The following is a 20,824-nucleotide window of genomic DNA, read 5'->3' on the forward strand; positions in this document are numbered from 1 at the left end:
TGTATAACTTAAGAAAGGAAATTTAATGTTTTTTAACGCTTTAAAGTTTGTGGCTTTAGCAGCCTTATTCGTTATGCTGAGTGCATGTAGCTCTGATGCACGGTATCACGAAATTCAATCGGCCCGTTTAAATGAATGCAATTACTTAGCAGATAAAGAGTATCACGAGTGTGTAAAACGCCAAGAAGACGGTTACGAAGAATTTAAAAAACAACAAGTTGAAAATGACTAAAACCGAAAAACGCCTTGATAAAGCCATTCGTGTTGCGTTAACTCACGCGTGTGAGCAAGCTAAAGAGACAGTCAGTGAGTTTTTATGGCTAACTCATACCGCTGACTTAAAAAAACTGCCTCAATCACTTAAAATAAAGTGTTTTTTCAATACGTTGCCAATTAACGAAAATCAAAAGCAACTGATAGTAAACTTAATTATTAATGAACTTAATACGATAGATATAACTATAAACGCGAAGGCAATTTCATTTTTAAAGGAATAAATATGTTTTTGAATTTAACGGCGAAGCACATGTTATCTTTGAATTCAGCACTGTCTGTGTTGTTTTTAGGCGTGGGTGTTTATGGCATACTGTCTGACGACGCGTTGCCGTTTCCATCATTTAGCGCTTTTGTTGCTGCCGTTTTTTTTGCTCTGCAAGCCGTTCGCTCAACAGATAAATTTGCTGCAAAAACCGCACTGAGTAATACGCTAATTGCAACAAATACTCACCTTAAAGTAACGCAGTTTTATTACAGCTCGAAAGAGCAGTTGCTTGAATTAAACCGAATTACTGAGTTTAAAGTCGCCGATAATTACTTAGCGGTCATTCTGGATAAAAATGGTCAAGGCTATGATTTTCAAATTAAAGGAAAATCAGACGCTATAATCGAAAGACTTAACGATATCATTCCCCATCAAGCGCTTAAAAACACGTCAATCACACGGGTTTAGTTTGGTAACTGCGCCACAAATAGCTATAATCGGCAAAAATTAATGAAAGAGACTTTGCTATGGCAGTGCCTACGCGTTCACAAATTTCTATTGGTTGTGAAGTGAATATTGTATTAAAGCAAGATCAACGAACAGGTCAGTTAACCCAAGGTGTGGTATCACGTATTTTGACAAAATCACCTAACCATCCACACGGCATAAAAGTGCAGTTAGACGATGGTCAAGTAGGTCGTGTAAAAGAGATTTTATCATGAGTGTGTTAACAGAAGCTGAGTTTTGGCAGTTAGTTACCGCAGAAGATAAAACCGCGGAGCCTGAGTCTGTATGTAATGCATTAAAAGAAAAGCTAACTGACTTATCTGATGAACAGCTGATGGAATTTGATAAGCAGTTTAGTCTTCGCATGCGTAAAGCCTACACATGGGACTTATTCGGTGCTGCCTTTGTAATGGCAGGTTGTAACGACGATTACGGATTTTCAGAGTTTTTATGTTGGCTGATTTCACGTGGCGAGCAGGTATTTATAAATGCCCTTGAAAACCCGGATTCAATCGCTGACTGTACACCGGTTTATCATTTAAATGAGCAACCTTACCCTTATTTAGATGAGTATGATCTTATCGCAGGTATGCTGTACGAAGAGCGAAATGATGATGAACTGCCGTTTATTCCGTCGGGGCTTGAACAGCCAAAAGGCAAGCGCTTTAAAGATAAAGCCAAGTTTTTAAAACAAACCTACCCAAATCTATACGCCAAATACTGGCAACAACCAAGTTAATATAAAGCACCGTTCAGGTGCTTTTTAATGCTTCACATTTTATTGTTTCAAAGGTCACTTGCTTTTACTCCAACGCTTCAATAAGTTATTAAGTATTCGTAATAAAGAGATTGCTGCTGTGCGACAAGCGTTTATTGAGCTGAAAAAGTAGTTAGTTGAGAAACGAGTTAGCACCGGTGCTTACGCTATTGGTACTTTGCCAAAGTGTGAAGGTTATTGTATTTACGATGCTAAAACCCACTTTGAGGTTTTTTACTTTGAAAGAGGCTTAAAGTTTCAGCAAAAAACATTTATCGATGTTGAAGATGCTGTGGCATATTTTAAGGCAGAGTTAGTTTTAGACCCATTTTCGAAACGTTAATTAAATACCGTGCCTGCGGTAAAAGCTAAGAGCGAATAGCTAGTTGTAATTTTTTAGTACCTAAATAACCTAAATTTATGTTATGTTATTCGCGCTGAGTCTCGCTTAGTTAATGATTATAAATCAGCAGGGTAACCGTCGTGTTAGTTTGCTAAAACACAATTCAAAGGAAATGACAGTGTCAGAAAATGTTTATCAAGCCCCAGAATCAAACCTTGTTTCAACCTCTACAGAATCAACAACGTTAAGCATAAAAGAAATTTTATTCTCTTTTAGTGGTCGAATTCCGCGTAAAACGTATTGGTATGCGTTCTTAGGAGTAGTGGCTGCTACGTTTGTGATTATGTTTATTGCTGCACTACTTTCTGGTGCTAGTGAATCGGCCATAATGGTTATTTCGTTCATTATGTACATTCCCCTAATGTGGGTTTCACTCGCGATTCAAGTAAAACGTTGGCATGACCGTAATAAGTCAGGTTGGTGGGTCTTAATTGGTTTTATTCCGTTGATTGGACCAATTTGGGCACTCATTGAGAATGGCTTTTTAGCCGGTGATGAAACAGAAAACCGTTTTGGTAAGCCAACTGTTTTATAAGTCTTTGCAGTGTGCTCTAATGGCTAGAGCACACATAATTCAGCCTTTACGATGAACCATTTAACGACACTTCAAATTGCCCGCTTTATTATCAGCTTTAGTTGGTTTTACCATGGGTTGATGCCAAAACTTGTGCATATTTCGCCTCTTGAGCAGCAGATGACAGGTAGTTTTGGTTTTAATCCTGAAATTTCAAGTTTGATTACACGTGCAGCAGGTGTTGGTGAAATCATCTTTGCTGTGCTTTTTTTTATTTTCTATCGCTCTATTTTAATCAATGTATTAAACATATTGGCGCTAATTGGCTTAATGTTATTTGTTGCCATTTTACAGCCCTCGCTTTTAATTGAAGCCTTTAATCCGGTAACCACAAACCTCGCAATTATCGCGTTTAGTGTTGTATTAATAAATGAGCTTAAAGGTACTCAACGTCAGTAATATTGTTATTAAGCTGTATAACAGTGTTTTATTTCTTCAATCATGGCGTTTGCAAGTGGCGAATTAGCGTTTGTTTTTGAGGTGATCAACACCACCGGAATATCATAATGGTACTTGGCTGGTTGAATAGCCTTAAACATACCTTTATCTACCCAAAACTGCGCATAGTGATCGGGTAAATAACCAATAAACTCACCCGATAGAATCAAGTGGGCAATGCCTTCATCGTGATACGCCACCGCACTGTTTTGATAATTCAAACCGTCGTTACGGCTTTCTTTATCGCGCATATAGTTACTTGTGATTACTTCAGCTTCTTTTATTAGTTTATTAATGTGCCCGTCTTCGCAATCAAATAATGGGTGGCCTTTCGCACAATATAAAAAGTTGGTTTCGTTATGCAGGGGAGTGTAGTGTAAACCGCGAATATGATGGCGGCTCACGCCAATGCCAACGAGTGAGCGGCCATTAGCTACCGATGTTTCGACTTCTCGGGCTTCACATACATTAATATCAAACTGAATATTGTTACTCTTTCTTTTTAGTGTGGCTATGACGCGGGGGATCACACAGCGTGGGTCACTCACCATGGTATCTATCATGGCGATGCTTAAACGCCCCGATAACTCATTTTTAGAACTGGCGACTGTATTGGCGAATGCTTCACATTGTTGTAAAAGCTCAATTGAAGCTTGATAAGTAATGGCGCCAGCATCGGTAATTTCAAACCCACTGCGGCCACGCTTACATAATTTAATGCCAAGCCTAACTTCTAAATCTGATAAATGAGCACTGATAGTTGAGCGGCCAATATTTAATCGCGACTCAGCCGCCGACAGCCCCCCACACTCTACAATTGCTACAAAAACGCGCAATAAGCGCAGGTCTACATCATGAACTTGCATGGTGATTCTTATAGTTCGATAAATCTGGAATGAATAACGATAATTATGCATTTGTAAAACATCTAGAGCAAGTTAGCATTGCATTAAATAAAACTAATCCTGTTCTTTAGGAGTTATAAATGACATTTAAGTACGGTATTGACCAGTTAACGTTAGACAGCGTTAATGCTATTGCAGCGGGTACGTTACAGGCAGAGCTTTGCCAAGAAGCGATTGATAAAATTAATAAAAGCCGCCAAAACGTAGATAAAATGGCTGCCTCTGATAAAGCCATTTATGGCATTAACACAGGTTTTGGCCCGTTATGTGATACGCAAATATCTCCAGAAGAAACTAACCTGTTACAAAAGAACTTATTAATCACTCATGCTGTCGGCGTGGGTGAGCCCATTGCTAAACCTATTTCAAAGCTAATGCTTATCACTAAAGTGCACGCACTAAGCCAAGGTTATTCAGGTATTCGTTTAGCGGTTGTAGAGCGCATGCTTAAGTTTATTGAGCTTGATATTATCCCGGTTGTGCCAGAACAAGGCTCAGTGGGCGCATCAGGCGATTTAGCTCCGTTATCACACTTATTTTTACCCTTATTAGGCGAAGGTGAGTTTTGGATTGATGGTGATATTAAGCCGGCTGCAGAAGTACTCAAAGAGCATGGTTTAGAGCCAATGGAGTTACATGCTAAAGAAGGCTTAGCGCTTATCAATGGCACACAATTTATTTTATCGCATGCGATCACGGCACTCACAAAAATGGGTTACTTACTAGACCTTGCCGATATTGCAGGGGCGATGAGTATCGAAGGTATGCAGGGTAGCCAATCACCGTTTCGTGAAGAGCTTCATGCAATTCGTGCCTTTAAAGGCAATGTTGAAGTGGCAGCGCGTATGCGTCGCTTTTTCGAAGGCTCTGAAAACATGGCGTCACACACTAATTGTGACCGTGTTCAAGACCCATATTCATTGCGTTGTATTCCACAAGTGCATGGTGCTTCGCGCAACGCATACAACCACTTAAAAGAACTTGCTGAAACAGAAATGAACTCAGTAACTGATAACCCAATAGTTATCAGCGAAGAAGAGGCTATTTCGGGTGGCGGTTTCCACGGTCAACCCCTTGCTATGGTATTAGATTACGCTTCAATTGCGGCGGCTGAGCTTGGTAATATTGCTGACCGTCGTTGTTATTTATTACTTGAGGGTTTACACGGTTTACCGCGCTTATTAACCTCATCTGGTGGTTTGAACTCAGGCATGATGATCCCACAATACGTGACAGCGGCATTGGTAACAGAAAACAAATCACTGTGTTTCCCACCATCAGCAGACAGTGTGCCAACATCAATGGGCCAAGAAGACCACGTATCAATGGGCAGTATCTCGGGTCGTAAACTAAACCAGATTTTAGGTAACCTTGATAAAATTTTTGCAATTGAGCTGATGTATGCAGCACAAGCAATCGAATTTAGACGCCCTAATAAGTGCTCAGATATCATAGAAGAAAACGTTGCAATTATTCGCAACAAAGTGGCTAAGTTAGAAGAAGATCGTTTACTTAAGCCTGATATTGATGCCATGGTTACACTGGTTAAATCGCAAGCGTTTAAAGTAAACTAAGGGAGCAGATAATGACTTTCCAAGAACAAATTAAACAAGGGATCCCACGCGTTTTACCTGAGCCTAAAGCTTATCCAAGCGATGCTAACCGCGCCCCAAAACGTAAAGACATTTTATCAGCAGATGAAAAGCAATTGGCTATTCGTAATGCATTGCGTTATTTCCCGAAAGAGTGGCACCAAGAGCTCGCCACTGAATTTGCACAAGAGCTAAAGCAATTTGGTCGCATTTATATGTATCGCTTTAAGCCTAATTATGAACTTAAAGCACGTTCAATTAGCGATTACCCAGCAAAGTGTGAACAAGCTGCCGCGATTATGCTTATGATCGATAATAACCTCGATCCTGCGGTTGCACAGCATCCAGAAGAGCTGATCACTTATGGTGGTAACGGTGCGGTATTCCAAAACTGGGCTCAGTACTTATTAACCATGAAGTACTTAAGCGAGATGGAAGAAGACCAAACGCTTCACATGTACTCAGGTCATCCGATGGGGTTATTCCCGTCTTCGGTTGAAGCACCGCGTGTTGTTGTTACCAACGGTATGATGATCCCGAACTATTCAAAACCTGATGATTGGGAAAAATTCAATGCACTGGGTGTAACGCAATATGGTCAAATGACCGCTGGTTCATTCATGTACATTGGCCCGCAAGGTATCGTTCACGGTACAACTATTACGGTGATGAATGCGTTCCGTAAAGTACTTGAAAAAGGCGAGTCACCAAAAGGTAAAATTTTCTTAACTGCTGGCTTAGGCGGCATGAGTGGTGCGCAGCCAAAAGCGGGTAATATTGCAAACTGTATTACAGTGTGTGCAGAGGTGAACCCGAAAGCGGCTACAAAACGTCACCAACAAGGTTGGGTTGATGAGCTAATCGATAACATGCCAGAACTTGTTGAACGCGTTCGCAGCGCGCAACAAAACGAAGAAGTAGTTTCAATTGCGTTCATTGGTAATATCGTTGATGTCTGGGAAAGCTTCTTAGCTGAAGATATTTTTGTTCACTTAGGCTCAGACCAAACATCACTGCATAACCCGTGGTCAGGCGGTTATTACCCAGTAGATATCAGCTACGAAGAATCAAACCGTTTAATTCGTGAAGAACCAGATGTATTTAAAGAAAAAGTACAAGCGACGCTTAAACGCCATGCTGATGCTATAAACAAACACACAGCAAAAGGCACATATTTCTTCGATTACGGTAATGCATTCTTGCTTGAGGCATCTCGTGCTGGTGGCGATGTGATGGCTGAAAATGGTATTGATTTTAAATACCCATCGTATGTACAAGATATCCTTGGTCCAATGTGTTTTGACTATGGTTTTGGTCCATTCCGTTGGGTATGTACCTCTGGTAAGCCAGAAGATTTAGATAAAACCGATGCCATTGCTGCACAAGTCCTTGAAAAAATCATGGCTGAGTCACCAGAAGAAATTCAGCAGCAAATGCAAGACAACATCACTTGGATTAAAGACGCGAAGCAAAACAAACTTGTTGTTGGCTCGCAAGCGCGTATCTTGTATGCGGATGCACAAGGCCGCGCAGATATTGCCAAAGCTTTTAACGATGCAATAAATCGTGGAGAAATTGGTCCTGTAGTTCTTGGCCGCGACCACCATGACGTAAGTGGTACTGATTCACCATTCCGTGAAACATCAAACATTTATGATGGTAGCCGCTTCACAGCCGACATGGCCATTCATAACGTGATTGGTGATGGTTTCCGTGGTGCAACATGGGTATCAATCCATAATGGTGGCGGTGTAGGTTGGGGTGAAGTGATCAACGGTGGCTTTGGTATGCTACTTGATGGCTCTGAAGCCGCTGAACGTCGTTTAAAATCAATGTTACTGTTTGATGTAAATAACGGTATTGCGCGTCGTAGTTGGGCGCGTAACGAAGAAGCCAACTTTGCGATTAAGCGTGAAATGGCACGTACACCAAAACTGAAGGTGACGTTATCGAATAACGTTGATGACGAGATTTTATCGAACTTAGATTTTTAAGTTGTGTCAATTCAAAAAGGCCATGTTGCACGCGTAACATGGCCTTTTTTATTTTTAAACTGAACGTGTTGTATCTTTCTCGTATGGAAACAGAAGCGTAATAAATTTTAACTTATTCATAAGTTATTAATTAAAATGAATTATATGGTAGGGCTTAGTGAAATTAAGGTGGGTTCCTATTACTAAATATAACATGAAGGTTGTTGAATCTATCAGCCTAGTACATTCAGGCATAATTCGTTTTACTTGTTATTACCATTTAGGCGCATTGTTGAACTCTTTATCTCGGGTTATGCTGAATCAAAAAGGAGGTGACTATGAGTAAAATATTAACGGGTGGCTGTTGCTGCGGTGAAGTAAGTTTTCAGGTAACTGACAATTTTAAGCGTTTTTTCTTTTGCCATTGCGAGCAATGCCGTAAATTATCAGGTACTGCGCATGCTGCAAATTTATTTACCTCACCCGATGCCATCGAATGGCTGAAAGGTGAGCATAATATTACACGTTTTAACTACCCTGGCCGCGCGTTGTCACGTGCATTTTGTAAAACCTGTGGCTCTGCACTGCCATTTGAATCACAAGATAGCAGCTATCTTTTGGTGCCAGCTGGTAGCTTAAACGAAGAGCCAAGCAAAGAGCTCGACGCACAAATATTCTGCGAAGAGCAAACCGAATGGCATAAAAATGGGTTAAATGGTAAAAAGCTGATTGGCTTTGGTCGAGATTAAGCTCATTTGATAAATATATAAAAGCATGTTTACAGGTAAATAGTAAAGTTAGCGAGCTTAAAGGAAATAGCTTGTAGGCAGCGTCTTAACGCCGAATTTTTATCTTAATGGCTGACGCTGTGCCTACGGGTATAAGGAAATAAAACACTTCAAATTATGAATGAATTAATAGAGATAGGTTTAAACACTGTAAAGCAACATCACTCTTTACCATTTTCGGTTTACTGTGCTAACGATGAACAGCATATTGTTAATGTGCCTATCGCTAACCCGTTACTCGTGGTTGTGCTATCTGGCTGCAAAAAGCTGATTGATACAGATGAACTTGATTGTAATGCTGGCAACTTTGTTTTTATGGCAAATACTCCGCATGTAGCGATGCGGAATATCCCGCAAAACGCAGGTTATATCGCTTTATTGATTGAGTTTGATTATGCTGATTTTGCGTGTTTGAAGTATCAAACCGGACCAAAGAAAAAATTTATAACAGGGCACGTCGATTCATTACTTAAAATGTCTTTAAAACAATTTATTGAATGGGCTGCATTAACGCCGCCGGACTTATGGCCAATAAGAAGGCAAGAGCTGTTGCAAATACTATTTTCACAGGGCTTTAAAGACTTAGGTTCAATTATCGAGCCGCCAACACTCACTCATAAAGTACATACTATCATCGCCAGTGATTTAACATGTGATTGGGATGCAAATAGTATTGCTGCAACTTTAGCAATGAGTGAATCAACACTCAGACGAAAGTTAACCGCAGAAGACAGCAATTTTCAGCTAATTAAAGACAAAGCGCGTTTAAGTCACGGACTACACTTGATCCAAAGTAGCTCAGAATCAATAGGTGCTATTGCGCAGCAATGTGGTTTTTCGTCGCAATCTAGATTCACGGATAAATTTAAACTCTTGTTTAATACGACTCCAACCGCACTTCGTAAAACAATATTGAGCGAAGCAGGCTAATAATTGACAGTTTTGGTACTAATTTGATCTATCTTTGCTAGCTATTATGATTATTCTTAATAACTGGAGAATATTATGAAATTATCAACATTGAAAATTGTCACCCCTTTGTTTCTGCTATGTTTATCTGGCATGACATTCGCTGAGTCACTAACCCTAACAAGTAAAGATATTGCTCATGGTGATTTTATGAGTCGTGCGCAAGAGTTTAAAGGGTTTGGTTGTGATGGCGAGAACCTATCACCACAACTTGCTTGGCAAAATGCTCCTCAAGGCACAGAAGCATTCGCATTGACGGTTTATGACCCAGATGCCCCTACAGGCAGTGGTTGGTGGCATTGGCAAGTTGTGAATATTCCTAAATCTGTATCAAGTTTAGCGAGCGGTGCGGGCAGTGCTGACAAAAACGCGATGCCGAAAGGGAGTGTGCAAATAACAAATGATTATGGTTTCAAAGGGTTCGGTGGTGCTTGCCCTCCTGAAGGACATGGAGCTCACCGATATCAATTTACACTGCATGCATTATCACAAAAGATTGAGCTGCCAGAAAACGCATCAGGTGCATTAGCAGGGTATATGATTAATGCCTATTCGCTTGGTTCTGCAACAATTGAGGCGCTTTATAAGCGTTAATTTACAATGTATTGGAGCACAAGATTAAAGTTGCTAGCTACAAGTGAAAAGCTTGTAGGCGGCGTTTTAACGCCGAACATTTAAGGTTCACGGCTGAAGCCGTTCCTACGCAGTTGAGTGTGTAGGTCGGGCTTTAGCGCGATTTATGAGAATAGAGTGCGACACTATGCAGGCTGCTATAAGTATGTAGGCCGCTATAAGTGGTGACCTACAAAGCAGAACACTTTCGATGTAGGAGGCGTTTTAACGCCGAACATTTAAGGTCCACGGCTGAAGCCGTTCCTACGGAGTTGGTGTGTAGCTCGGGCTTTTGCTCAGTTTATGAGAATAGAGTGCGACACTATGTAGGCCGCTGTAAGTGGCGGCGACCTACACAGAAGAACACTTTCGATGTAGGAGGCGTTTTAACGCCGAATTTTTAAAGTTCACGGCTGAAGCCGTTCCTACGGAGTTGGTGTGTAGGCCGGGCTTTAGCGCGATTTATGAGAATAGAGTGCGACACTTTGTAGGCAGCTATAAGTATGTAGGCTGCTATAAGTATATAGGCCGCTGTAAGTGGCGGCGACCTACAAAGCAGAACACTTTCGATGTAGGAGGCGTTTTAACGCCGAATTTTTAAGGTTCACGGCTGAAGCCGTTCCTACATGAAAGCTTACATGTACTCGTTCGAACATGGTTGTCTCGCAAGTTGCACTAATCTTCTTTATTTGCCTTTTTCGCTAGAATTTCAACTTGTGCTTTATCTGTTACACCCGCCATGCTTAGTGCGGCACTGCCAACTGATTCGTAATTAAGCTCTATTTTATCAAGCTTAGCGTCGTTTTTATCGGGCAGACTTAAGCTTCGTGACGACATGCCTTTACTGAGAACACCTAAATTGTCGAACACTTTTTCTTCGCCGTCATTCATGATCACCTTAATACTTTTAAGGTTAACGGTGCCATGCGTGCATTTGACTTTTATATGACTATATCGGCTTTTAGTTAAAGGATTAACAGTGTCGGTTTCACTTTTAAAGCTGACCTTTTTTTCAGCAATTGATTTCCAATCATCGTCGCCTGCAACGCTCTGCAAGCTAAATAAACCGAAGAATAACGCAATAGAAAGTAACTTGATTAGTTTCATTAGAATCCCTCCAAAAATTATTATCACTCAAAGATATAGCACATATTTATTTAAAGTGCCTCCGGTTCATCTATAAAGTAGAGCTATTTTTGATTTTAATTCGTATGAAGCAATACAGTTATATTTTCACCAACCTTACACAGCATGCTATGCTTGTTTAGTGTGCATAAGCTTATGGATTTTCAATGAGATATTACTATTGTTTAGTGTTGTTCCTGTTCTCAAATTCACTTTTAGCAAGTGCGTTACTTGATGTTAAACCCAGTAATAAAACACAGTTTTTGTCATTGATAAAAGCGAAGCAGGGGGACTATGCTCTTGTATCTGGCAGTGATGAAGTATGCAAAAGTGCACCGTTTTCTTTGGTTAAACAGCCCACACAAGGCTTCACTTTAGGAAGCCTAATAGACTTTAGTGATTTACATAACGGTACACAAACGAAGAAAATTCCTGATTTTTGCATCGTCACATCGAAACTCAAGTATTTCGTTAATGGCATAGTAAGAACTAATCGCTACAGTCGCTGTAATGATGAAAATGACGAAGGGACGACAGTTGAAGATTTGCGCTTTGAGGATAACGATAAAATCACCTATACACTCAGCCAGCCTGCGGTTAGTTGTGTATTTGAAAAGCAATAATATGTTTTCTGGTAGGTTATTTAAGCCTATTATAGGCTTTTTGGCTGGAGCTAATTTACTCGATGACTAATCAATTCATTCAGGCATTTTTGGTGTTGGCTGTTTGTTTTATCGCTAGTTTGATTATTGACCGTGCGATAAAGCAGTTTCAACGTCGTTTTGACTCAACAGCACTTGAAACCTTCCGACTGATTTCGAACTCGCAGCGCGCTATTTTACTTTTTGTTGGCATTGTACTGGCTCTTTCTAAGTTAGGCTTCGATGTGGCTGCATTGGTTGCTGGGCTTGGTTTAACAGGTTTTGCACTTGGTTTTGCGCTAAAAGACGCAATTTCTAATTTGGTTGCTGGTGTGATGATTGTCCTTTATAAGCCGGTAAAACTTGGCAATTATATCGAAGTGAGTAATTCAAAAGGCACCGTAGTCGATTTAAATCTTCGTTATATAACTATTAAAGGTGAAGGGGCGATTCATTTAATTCCTAACTCATTAATTTTAAGCAATAAAGTATCTATCATTGAGCAAAAAGACGCTTCATAAATAAACGCACCCATTACTTGGTGCGTAATATATCCTAAGTTTCTAAGCGGCGCTGTTAAGTCGCTTTTCTTTTGAACAATCACATCCTTGTTTAACCCGCTGTTTGTATCTATCAACTCTGTATACCGAGGGGGCTAAGCCAAACTGGCGTTTAAAGGCATTACAGAATGTCGCAGAATTACTAAATCCGCAGGATAGCGCAACTGCTTTGATAGACACTTTTTCCTCACAAAGCATGTTGCAAGCCAGAGTCAGTCTTTTCTTGGCAATGTAATCGCTATAAGTGGTGTTGAGATATCGTTTGAAATCCCGTTCTAACTTTTTCCTGTTAGGGTAATTAAGCGCCTCAGACAGCCAATTCATACTCATTTTATTACCTGCTTTAATACCTGTGTCGATTGTTTGATCTATACATTCCTTAAAATATTCACAAGAAGAAATGACTGCTCGCTTAGTTAAATCATTCATTATTAAACCTAGCTAATTATTCGAAGGGTGAATGTATCCTTTAAAGTGGTGTGCAATACCAATGTGCCGACATACTTGCTCATCTTGAGGGAGTAAATCTGATGATCACCGCGTTAAATATGTCTTATCCATGATTAAATAAATACAAGAAGTAGAGCAAGTTAATCGCAATCGTTGTGAACGCTAAACAACATAATCATTGCGTTTATAAGCAATATGTTATGTTACAAACTCGCTCGATTAATTAAGTAAATTGATATTTTACGTCTAAAGCTCAGTGTCTTTATTGGATACAAGCTAATGTTAATAAAAATCATTATCAAGTTCACTGTTAAGCAGCTTTAAATTGCGACAAACCCAGTGATATCAGAATTTTCTGATAGGATTGCTTTAAATATATGCAACGATTTAGTTAGGGGGGGCTTAAGCAGAAAAAAGCAGCCGAGGCTGCTTTTTGATAGTTGCAAATTACATTTGAGATTGCAGGTAATTCTCAAGCCCTGCGGTTTTGATTAACTGTTGCTGTGTTTCAAGCCAGTCAATTTGCTCTTCTTGCTCATTTAAGATGTGATCAAGCGCTTCACGGCTGATGTAATCTTTTTTCTCTTCAGCAAGTTTAATTGCAGCTTTAAGATCAGGGAGTGAATCAAGCTCGAAGCTCATGTTTGCTTCAATCATTTCTTCAGAGTTTTCACCAATACGCAGACGACCAAGGTCTTGTAGATTTGGTAATCCTTCTAAAAACAAAATACGCTCAATTAAACGGTCGGCGTTTTTCATTTTTTGGATAGACACTTTATAGTCAGCTTTGTCTAATTTTGAAAAGCCAAAATCTTTAAACATACGCGCATGTAAAAAATATTGATTAATACCCACTAACTCATTTGCTAGTACTTTGTTTAGTGCAGCAATAACGCTTTTATCGCCTTTCATACGTGTAAACCTCTATTCGCCCATTTGAGATTGATGGTAGTTCTGGCTACCAATTTTGTCGATTAAACCAAGCTGCTGCTCTAACCAATAAACATGATCTTCTTCAGTATCGAATAATAGTTTTTCAAGTACTTCACGCGATTGATAGTCTTTTTCTTGCTCACAAATAGCAATGGCTTCTTTAACACAATCAACCACTTCAAGTTCAAGAGTGAGATCGTTTTGCATCATGCTTTTAACGTCGGTACCAATTAATAAATCACGACGCTTGGTCATGTTTGGTACGCCTTCTAAAAATAGAATACGTTTGATTAACCAGTCAGCGTGATCTTTCTCTTCTTCCATTTCGTGGTTAAGGCGTTCGTACAGCTTGTTAAGGCCCCAATCATCGTACATACGTGAATGGATAAAGTATTGATCTATAGCGGCTAATTCGTTTGCGAGTAGTTTATTAAAACTATCAATGACTTTCTGGTTACCTTTCATCGTGCTGTCCTCAAAATTCAAGTTGCGATAATTGTAGTATATAAAAATAAGATTGCAAACTTTTTCCTTGTAAATCAGTTGTTTACTATTGATTGTGATTCTCGTTTAAGTTTGCGTTAATGGTTGATAAATGAACAATTTATCGTTTTTATTTAAAAATAAAAAAGCCCTTACGAAGAAGGGCTTAGTGTTTTATTAAGCGGCTGTTAAAAGCGATATGTCGCCCCTAATGTCACTGTTGTACCTAGGCCTTTTATGTTGTAACCACCGTACGTGTATGATTGCGCACGAGCAGGGTAGTAATCGTTATTAAATAGATTTTCAACACCCATGAAGGCTTGCCAGTTATGTGTAAACTTATAGCGGCCGCTCAAGTTGACAATATTGTAACTGCTAATTGGACCTTGATCGCCCACATAATCACCGTCTGCATTAGGTTCAAAGCGCTTACGCGAGCCAACATACAAGTAACTTGCGCTTAATGACAGTTCGTCGTTAGGCGTCCAGTTTAAATTCGCAGTTCCTTTTGGTGGGCTAATTTGACGAGAACCCAGGTAAATATCGTCTTCAGTGTTTTTGCCTTCTACATAGCTGTAGGTTGCAACTAGCTTTAAGGTTGGGCTAATTGTGTAGTCAACAAGCGTTTCGTAACCCCAAATTTCTTGTGGTGCCCGAACGGGCTCATACACTCCGGTTGTCTCATTAAAACTGTTGGTCGTCCCAAACTCCGATGTACTTCGGTAGGCTGCAAATTCAAAACGAACATCATCAAACTGTGAGGTAAAACCAATTTCATAGTTGTCGATGATAGACGCTTCGGTTTGAATTAAACCAATATCATTAACGGTGGCTGCGCGTAACAAGCGGCCAATATCTGAAATGTCAGAACCTTGTGAGTAATTCGCAAAGGGGCTGAAGGCCGCTAGCAAATTATATTTAATACCCACGTTATAGGTTGTTGCGTCATAGTCAATGGTGTCGCCTTTTACACTCAGCGGCACCGAACATTGTGTTGCAGAGCGACAAAGTTTTAATGTTTCGTAGTCATCGACGCTTAAGTCAATGCTTTCTTGACGCACACCGGCTTTAACAACTAAGTCGTTATTGATAACCCATTTAGTCTGTAAAAAGCCTGCAACACTGTTCATGTCCATTTCGGGGACCCAAATGCGGCCATCAACAAGGGGTTGTGATGTCACATCGTTTAAAGCATCTAAACCATAGATAAAGGTTGCTTCAATATTGTCAAAATCAATCAGGGTATTAAATGTCGCACGTGCGCCTTTTTTCTCTGAGCTGATTATTGACTGACCACCATCGTAGCCCTCATCTGGGTTCGCAAGGTTTGGCGAATAGAAGAATATGTTTTCGATATCCTGCATGTAGAGGTCGAGGGTCATTTGGGTATTATCAAACAAGGCGTAATCAGTGTATTTCAAGGTAATATTTTCGTTGCCTTCAGGGCCTTGTGGTTTACCTCGTTTTTGCAACTCTTTTGGCACATGTATCGCGTAGGTTTTTTCGCCATTGTTAATATTACCAACGACATCACCGAGATCTGTTTTTTGCTGAGAACTGAAAAAGTTATAGCTAAATTGCAGTTGTTTCTGATCGTCAAAATCATACCCCAGTTTAGTGAAGTAGTTTTCGGTTACGGCATCAGACAAACCATATTGCAAGCCCAAAATGTCGCCTTCGGCGTCACGTTGTACCCCGTTTTCTTCATAACTGGCAGTAAATAAGTAGCTTAATTTATCAGCGCGGCCATTAATAGCTGCTGAGAGGCGTGCGCCTGTACTTTCTTCTAGTTTTACGGCACTAAAACGTGATGATAGGCTAATTTCACCTTCGGTTTCACCCTCACTTTGCGCTTGCTTGGTAATATAGTTAATTATACCGCCAGAAGCCCCATTGCCATAAATAGAGGTGGCGCCTTTAATAACTTCTATACGGGCTATTGCACTTGGATCAAGCGTTTTTATTCCTAAAGAGCCATTACGCAGAGGTGTTGATTGTGGAACGCCGTCAATCATAACAAGAGGGGCGCGACCACGTAAACTTTGGCCTGTATTGCTTGAACTGCCTGTGTCAGGTGCAAGTCCGGGTACCATTTGTGACAGCAAACTTTGTAATTCTGGATTTACCTTTAAGTGCTCTTCAATTTCTCGTTGATTAATTATAGTTACAGAAGCAGGTACTTCATCAATGCTCTCAAAAACACGGCTACCAGAAACGACAACGTGCTCCATCTCTTCTGCTGTGAGTTTTTTATTGAGTGCATCATCAGCAAATGATTGGCTACTTATCACCAGTGCAATAAGGCTAAGCGATGTTTTTAACATGTTTGTCCTTGTTAAAAAAAGATAAATGAAATGAGTTATGGGGCGGCAGTGTAAATGTAAAGAACTGTAAAGGCAAGCTTAATGATAACTATTTGCAATAGTGTTGGCGGTTTAATCTCTACGATGTATGTAACATATTAGCGATAGAGCTTGTCGAATTAACGCGTATGTTGTCAATTGCTGCAATGAATTAAAGGGTCGTTTTAAGTCATTAGAGAGTAGTATTGGCTTGAATAGATTTACCTTGAATTAACTTACTTGGTGCCGCTGTATTTCTAAGCGGCACCCAAATAAGTAATAAAACAATAGAGGTAGTCATAACTACAATTTGGTCCACTGTTTTGGCCCACTCTTTCTTTTGTATTGTTGGTATTAAAACCTATTTTTCACATGAATCAATAATACTGGGTATGTTGAACTATCATGCTTTGCCCGAGAATATGAGCCATTCAAGGTGGCTAAATACAGTAGTATAATTAGCCAATGTAAACACTTCTTTTTGCTAAAAGCAGTGATATGCTCGGGGGTTCATGTTTTATCAGTTTAAGTTTAATTACGCGTTATTATCTAAAGTGGCGTTTGTACCAAAAGTAAAAACCCGACACAGTAAAAAATAAAGGTGACAGGGCAAACACAAGCCACAGTAACTGCACAATAGGTCCCGCAAAATCGCCAATATGGAATTTGTATTTAAAGTGCCATGTTTGTGTTGTCCACGAGCTTTTGCTGGCGTCGTAACTCGCGACGATATTGGCTGTATACGGGTTGGCCCATACCCAGCTATAGGCATGGCTTTCACCTGGGTTTTCGATGCGAAAACCAATGTTGTCAGTCGGTTTTTTAGGTAAATAAATTCTAAACAGTTTTCCTTCAGGAAAAACAGTGAGTGCATTGTTATAGGCTTTTTGTACTTGATAAGGTGTTGTTTCTGAAGAGGGCAGCACGTCAGGTGGTTTAGGTCTGTCTTCAACCGTGCCTTGCATTACAAACTCTAATACCGCTTTAGTTTCTGTCTTCCAGTTAAACGCCATGCCTGTGTATGCTATTAAAATAAGTGGCAGCAATAAATAGACGCCCAGCACAGTATGAAGTTGGTACATTAATACTCTAAATTTGGCTTTTGGTTTTATAGCTAGTCGCTTTAAACGGTTTTTAGGTTTAATCCAAATGTAAAACCCTAGTAATATTTCTAAAATAAGAATAAGCGCGCATAGTGAAACCCAGTTCCTTAAAGGGTGGTTTTTGTCGCCATCTTCGTAAAGCAACCAACGATGTAGCGCCATGGTAAATCCATACACCGTGCTGTAATAATCGTATTCGTATAAAATATCACCGGTGTAAGGGTTAACGCTCACATAACGATTATTGGCAAGTTGTAGTTGCCAAGCAAGATCATCACGCGCCTCAGGCATTAATAAAGTAACAGGTTGTTTAGTTGTGTTTGATACGCGTGCTATTAGTGGGTCAAAAGCGAGCGGTGAAGCTTGTGGAGTCACCGTCCATTTATCACTTTGTGTAAGGTACTGAATATCTTTTGCGTAAATAAGTAATGCGCCTGTTAAACTCAAGCAAATCAAAAAAAGGCCGCTTACTAAGGCAAGGAGTAAGTGCGTACGGCGTAACCACAACTTCAAGAGGTGTTCCTTTACTTTGTTTTAAATACAAAGGTAAATTGTAAATGATAACAAGTAACATTTACACTAAAACTTGCTCAATAGTACACGCCTTAATAGCAAACTTATCCTGTAAAAATTGACGAATTTCATTGTTGTCGATTGTTTGGTGGGCACAAAACTTTAGTTCGCAATGCACGGTGTGTTCATCAAGCTGCCATGCTTTTATGTATTCAATATTTGAAATAGGAAATGCGCTTATCAGTTGTTCAGATACATGTGTTGATTCGCAGTGACTTGGTGCAACTTGCATTAAAATTTTACTGCTGGCTATTAAGAGCAATACGCCGTGGTATATCACATACACAGAGATAAGAATGGTCGCAATAAGATCGACAATATACCACTGATATAAAATGATCAGAGAGCCGGCAATAATAACGACGACAGAAGCCATAGCATCTGAAAGATTATGAATAAACGCAGCACGAATATTCATACTTTGATTAGCGCCAGCACGGTAGGTAAGGAATGCCGTTACTAGGTCAATAATCAGGGCTAACCCTGCAACCCAAATAACGATCCAGCCATCGATGGGTTCTGGATTTAGGTAACTTTTTATTGCTTCAATGACTAAGTAGCCACCAATTACAATTAAACTCAGGCTATTAAAAAGCGTGGCTAATATTTCGGCGCGTTTATAACCATATTGATATCGATTATTTGCTGGTTTAGCCCCAATTTTGCGTGCTATTAACGCAATAAATAATGATGATGCGTCACTTAAATTGTGCAGTGCATCAGCAATGAGCGATAGGCTTCCAGAAATGAGCCCCCCCACAATTTGTGCAAATGTAAGTAACACATTAATTAATACAGCAAGTAATAATTGCTGTGTACTTTTGCTTTCTGCATCGTGATGGTGGTGATGTCCGTGTCCCATAAGCATACCTAGTTGCTGATTTCTTTATTTTTATATCATGTGAGCATCGCTTTTAAAACACTCGTTAGCAGTATGCATGTATGGGGTGTTTCGTGTTTAGGTTTTACTGTTCAAATAAGTACTAATTTGTTAAGTTAACGCCGTTGTACCAATTATTAGGTGTTACGTGAAAGCAGCATTTGTTATTTTGATTAGTGTGTTATTGCTCCAGCCGTTGCTGGATAGCTTTGACGTGGCTGATCATAATGTTGCATTTAATCACACCTCAGCCCTGCTTTTAGAAGAGCTGGATCTTGAAGCCCACTGCGCAGCTAATGGCGATCATCAACAGCATCAATCTGAACATGCCGAGCTTGCTAAACAGTTATCTGACTCCGCCGAAAAAGGCCATTGTCATGTGTGTCACAGTCCTGCATTTGTTGATTCATTTACCCTTTCTGAACCCGTTTCAGTTTATTTTGCAAAAATTGAACTGTTAGAGCTTAATTTTAAGTCGGCAGATCTAACACCACTTCATCGCCCCCCAATCGCCTCTCTTACTTAACACTTTATTCCCTTGTCTTTGGGATTATTTTTTAAGGCAAGCTTGGGCTTAGCCTATTTTAAGTAAGAGAAAAATTATGTATTTAAGAAATTTTATGCGCTACGCATTGTCGTGCGTATGCTTTATATATGTCGCAAACAGTTTTGCGTCAGAGCAACTGCATGACCATCAAGAAAATGCACAAACACCACACATTAACGAAGTAACCTTAACGCCACAGCAACAGCAATTAGCGAATATTAAGGTCGAACGCCTTGCACTCAAAACACACAGCCAAACCGTGTATGCACCGGGTGAAGTTAAAGCCAATGGCTATGCCAGTTATGTGGTTGCCCCTCGTGTTGATTCTATTGTTGTAAAACGCCACGCTTTACTGGGACAGCATGTTAATAAAGGTGAGCCCTTGGTAACCTTGTTTAGTGGAGAAGTGGCAAGCCGACAAACCGAATTTAGGTTAGCCGAAGCTGAGTGGCAGCGGGTGAGTAAAATGACCCGTGGTACGGTGAGCGAAAAGCAGCTGCTTACTGCTAAAGCCGAGTACGAAGTGGCATACAGTCGCCTTGTCGCGTTTGGATTGTCTAAACACGCAATAGAACAAACACTGACTATCTCGCCTGAAAAACTCGGTGAATATACCTTATTTGCACTTACTTCGGGTGCTGTACTCACCGATAATTTTTCACAAGGTCAACGTGTCGATTCAGGTATTGAATTAATGCTCATTGCAGATGAATCTGCGCTGTGGGTAGAAGCGCAACTTTCCTCAAATCAAGACCGCACGATTGCCAATGGCTCTGTTGCAACGATGCAGGTAAATGGCAACCGTTACCACGCTAAAGTTATTCAAGAGGCGCACACTATTGATGAGCAAACACGCTCACGGACAGTGCGGCTTGAAGTGAAAAATACCCAGCACAGCTTACATCCGGGCATGTTTGCAGATGTGTATTTTCACTTTACAACAGAGCAAGCTGTGCTTGCGGTTCCCGAAAACGCGTTAACACGCAGTGCCGATGGTGATTGGCAAGTTTTTGTGGTTGATGATGATGGTGGGTTTATTGCCAAAGAGGTGAGCGTAGGTCGAAATTTAGCACAATACCGTGAAATATCAGGTATTGAGCAGGGGGTTAACGTTGTTACTCAAGGCGCATTCTTTGTTGCTTCACAGCTCGCAAAAGGCGGGTTTGATCCGCATAACCATTAGAGGTG

General features: G+C 40.2%; 24 protein-coding genes. 16 read left to right on the plus strand and 8 right to left on the minus strand.

What is annotated here, in order from left to right; translation table 11 throughout:
- The first annotated feature begins 25 nt into the window (after window positions 1–25).
- From ACSSVW_RS01810 to ACSSVW_RS01840, 7 genes are all read left to right on the plus strand, one after another.
- Window positions 26–232: a hypothetical protein gene (locus ACSSVW_RS01810; protein ID WP_454178714.1), complete on the plus strand. Its 207-nt coding sequence runs from the start codon at window positions 26–28 to the stop codon at window positions 230–232.
- Complete coding sequence (locus ACSSVW_RS01815) at window positions 225–497, plus strand: hypothetical protein (RefSeq protein WP_454178715.1); 273 nt, start codon at window positions 225–227, stop codon at window positions 495–497. The genes ACSSVW_RS01810 and ACSSVW_RS01815 overlap by 8 nt, the downstream gene beginning before the upstream one ends.
- Before the next feature lie 2 nt (window positions 498–499).
- Window positions 500–949 (plus strand): hypothetical protein, encoded by a 450-nt coding sequence (locus ACSSVW_RS01820; protein WP_454178716.1) that lies wholly within the window; start codon window positions 500–502, stop codon window positions 947–949.
- A gap of 59 nt (window positions 950–1,008) precedes the next feature.
- Window positions 1,009–1,203, plus strand: a complete 195-nt coding sequence (locus tag ACSSVW_RS01825; RefSeq protein ID WP_036971837.1) for a YwbE family protein — start codon at window positions 1,009–1,011, stop codon at window positions 1,201–1,203.
- The gene (locus ACSSVW_RS01830) at window positions 1,200–1,727 is read left to right on the plus strand and encodes a DUF4240 domain-containing protein (RefSeq protein WP_454178717.1); all 528 of its coding nucleotides are present in this window, start codon (window positions 1,200–1,202) and stop codon (window positions 1,725–1,727) included. Before ACSSVW_RS01825 ends, ACSSVW_RS01830 begins: the two co-directional genes overlap by 4 nt.
- A 539-nt stretch (window positions 1,728–2,266) precedes the next feature.
- Complete coding sequence (locus ACSSVW_RS01835) at window positions 2,267–2,683, plus strand: DUF805 domain-containing protein (protein ID WP_217195047.1); 417 nt, start codon at window positions 2,267–2,269, stop codon at window positions 2,681–2,683.
- Window positions 2,684–2,734: 51 nt separating this feature from the next.
- A complete protein-coding gene (locus tag ACSSVW_RS01840) occupies window positions 2,735–3,121 on the plus strand; it encodes a DoxX-like family protein (RefSeq protein ID WP_454178718.1) in 387 nt (128 codons plus the stop codon).
- A gap of 8 nt (window positions 3,122–3,129) precedes the next feature.
- Here the strand turns inward: ACSSVW_RS01840 and ACSSVW_RS01845 are convergent, their stop codons facing one another.
- Window positions 3,130–4,026, minus strand: coding sequence for a LysR family transcriptional regulator (locus tag ACSSVW_RS01845; RefSeq protein WP_065979096.1), 897 nt, complete (start codon window positions 4,024–4,026; stop codon window positions 3,130–3,132).
- A 119-nt stretch (window positions 4,027–4,145) separates the two neighbouring features.
- On the opposite strand from ACSSVW_RS01845, the gene hutH reads away from it, so the two are divergent.
- The 5 genes from hutH (at window position 4,146) to ACSSVW_RS01870 (ending at window position 9,981) form a co-directional block, all read left to right on the plus strand.
- Window positions 4,146–5,639, plus strand: coding sequence for a histidine ammonia-lyase (gene hutH / locus ACSSVW_RS01850; protein WP_065979097.1), 1,494 nt, complete (start codon window positions 4,146–4,148; stop codon window positions 5,637–5,639).
- A gap of 11 nt (window positions 5,640–5,650) precedes the next feature.
- A complete protein-coding gene (locus ACSSVW_RS01855) occupies window positions 5,651–7,651 on the plus strand; it encodes a urocanate hydratase (RefSeq protein WP_230236264.1) in 2,001 nt (666 codons plus the stop codon).
- A gap of 317 nt (window positions 7,652–7,968) precedes the next feature.
- Complete coding sequence (locus tag ACSSVW_RS01860) at window positions 7,969–8,379, plus strand: GFA family protein (RefSeq protein WP_036971822.1); 411 nt, start codon at window positions 7,969–7,971, stop codon at window positions 8,377–8,379.
- A gap of 156 nt (window positions 8,380–8,535) precedes the next feature.
- Window positions 8,536–9,348, plus strand: coding sequence for a helix-turn-helix transcriptional regulator (locus ACSSVW_RS01865; protein ID WP_454178719.1), 813 nt, complete (start codon window positions 8,536–8,538; stop codon window positions 9,346–9,348).
- Window positions 9,349–9,423: 75 nt separating this feature from the next.
- A complete protein-coding gene (locus tag ACSSVW_RS01870) occupies window positions 9,424–9,981 on the plus strand; it encodes a YbhB/YbcL family Raf kinase inhibitor-like protein (RefSeq protein WP_454178720.1) in 558 nt (185 codons plus the stop codon).
- Between the two features lie 693 nt (window positions 9,982–10,674).
- Here ACSSVW_RS01870 and ACSSVW_RS01875 read toward each other — a convergent pair.
- Window positions 10,675–11,106, minus strand: coding sequence for a hypothetical protein (locus ACSSVW_RS01875; protein ID WP_036972851.1), 432 nt, complete (start codon window positions 11,104–11,106; stop codon window positions 10,675–10,677).
- A 185-nt stretch (window positions 11,107–11,291) separates the two neighbouring features.
- Here ACSSVW_RS01875 and ACSSVW_RS01880 point away from each other — a divergent pair, with 185 nt between their 5' ends.
- Complete coding sequence (locus ACSSVW_RS01880; protein WP_454178721.1) at window positions 11,292–11,747, plus strand: hypothetical protein; 456 nt, start codon at window positions 11,292–11,294, stop codon at window positions 11,745–11,747.
- Between the two features lie 62 nt (window positions 11,748–11,809).
- Window positions 11,810–12,286 (plus strand): mechanosensitive ion channel family protein, encoded by a 477-nt coding sequence (locus ACSSVW_RS01885; protein WP_454178722.1) that lies wholly within the window; start codon window positions 11,810–11,812, stop codon window positions 12,284–12,286.
- 42 nt (window positions 12,287–12,328) lie between these two features.
- On the opposite strand, the gene ACSSVW_RS01890 is transcribed toward ACSSVW_RS01885, so the two are convergent.
- From ACSSVW_RS01890 to ACSSVW_RS01915, 6 genes are all read right to left on the minus strand, one after another.
- Entirely contained in the window at window positions 12,329–12,754 is a 426-nt protein-coding gene (locus ACSSVW_RS01890) for a helix-turn-helix domain-containing protein (protein ID WP_036972845.1), read from the minus strand.
- A 468-nt stretch (window positions 12,755–13,222) separates the two neighbouring features.
- The gene (bfr, locus tag ACSSVW_RS01895; protein WP_036972843.1) at window positions 13,223–13,687 is read right to left on the minus strand and encodes a bacterioferritin; all 465 of its coding nucleotides are present in this window, start codon (window positions 13,685–13,687) and stop codon (window positions 13,223–13,225) included.
- 12 nt (window positions 13,688–13,699) lie between these two features.
- Window positions 13,700–14,173, minus strand: coding sequence for a bacterioferritin (gene bfr, locus ACSSVW_RS01900; RefSeq protein ID WP_036972840.1), 474 nt, complete (start codon window positions 14,171–14,173; stop codon window positions 13,700–13,702).
- Window positions 14,174–14,379: 206 nt separating this feature from the next.
- Window positions 14,380–16,515 (minus strand): TonB-dependent receptor, encoded by a 2,136-nt coding sequence (locus ACSSVW_RS01905; protein WP_454178723.1) that lies wholly within the window; start codon window positions 16,513–16,515, stop codon window positions 14,380–14,382.
- Window positions 16,516–17,078: 563 nt separating this feature from the next.
- A complete protein-coding gene (locus tag ACSSVW_RS01910; RefSeq protein ID WP_454178724.1) occupies window positions 17,079–18,149 on the minus strand; it encodes a PepSY-associated TM helix domain-containing protein in 1,071 nt (356 codons plus the stop codon).
- A 61-nt stretch (window positions 18,150–18,210) separates the two neighbouring features.
- Window positions 18,211–19,071 (minus strand): cation diffusion facilitator family transporter, encoded by an 861-nt coding sequence (locus tag ACSSVW_RS01915; RefSeq protein ID WP_454178725.1) that lies wholly within the window; start codon window positions 19,069–19,071, stop codon window positions 18,211–18,213.
- Between the two features lie 166 nt (window positions 19,072–19,237).
- On the opposite strand from ACSSVW_RS01915, the gene ACSSVW_RS01920 reads away from it, so the two are divergent.
- Both ACSSVW_RS01920 and ACSSVW_RS01925 read left to right on the plus strand, forming a co-directional pair.
- Window positions 19,238–19,615 (plus strand): hypothetical protein, encoded by a 378-nt coding sequence (locus tag ACSSVW_RS01920; RefSeq protein ID WP_036972834.1) that lies wholly within the window; start codon window positions 19,238–19,240, stop codon window positions 19,613–19,615.
- A gap of 76 nt (window positions 19,616–19,691) precedes the next feature.
- The gene (locus ACSSVW_RS01925; RefSeq protein ID WP_454178726.1) at window positions 19,692–20,819 is read left to right on the plus strand and encodes an efflux RND transporter periplasmic adaptor subunit; all 1,128 of its coding nucleotides are present in this window, start codon (window positions 19,692–19,694) and stop codon (window positions 20,817–20,819) included.
- Window positions 20,820–20,824: the final 5 nt, after the last annotated feature.

The sequence above is a fragment of the Pseudoalteromonas sp. MBR-15 genome (assembly GCF_053628915.1).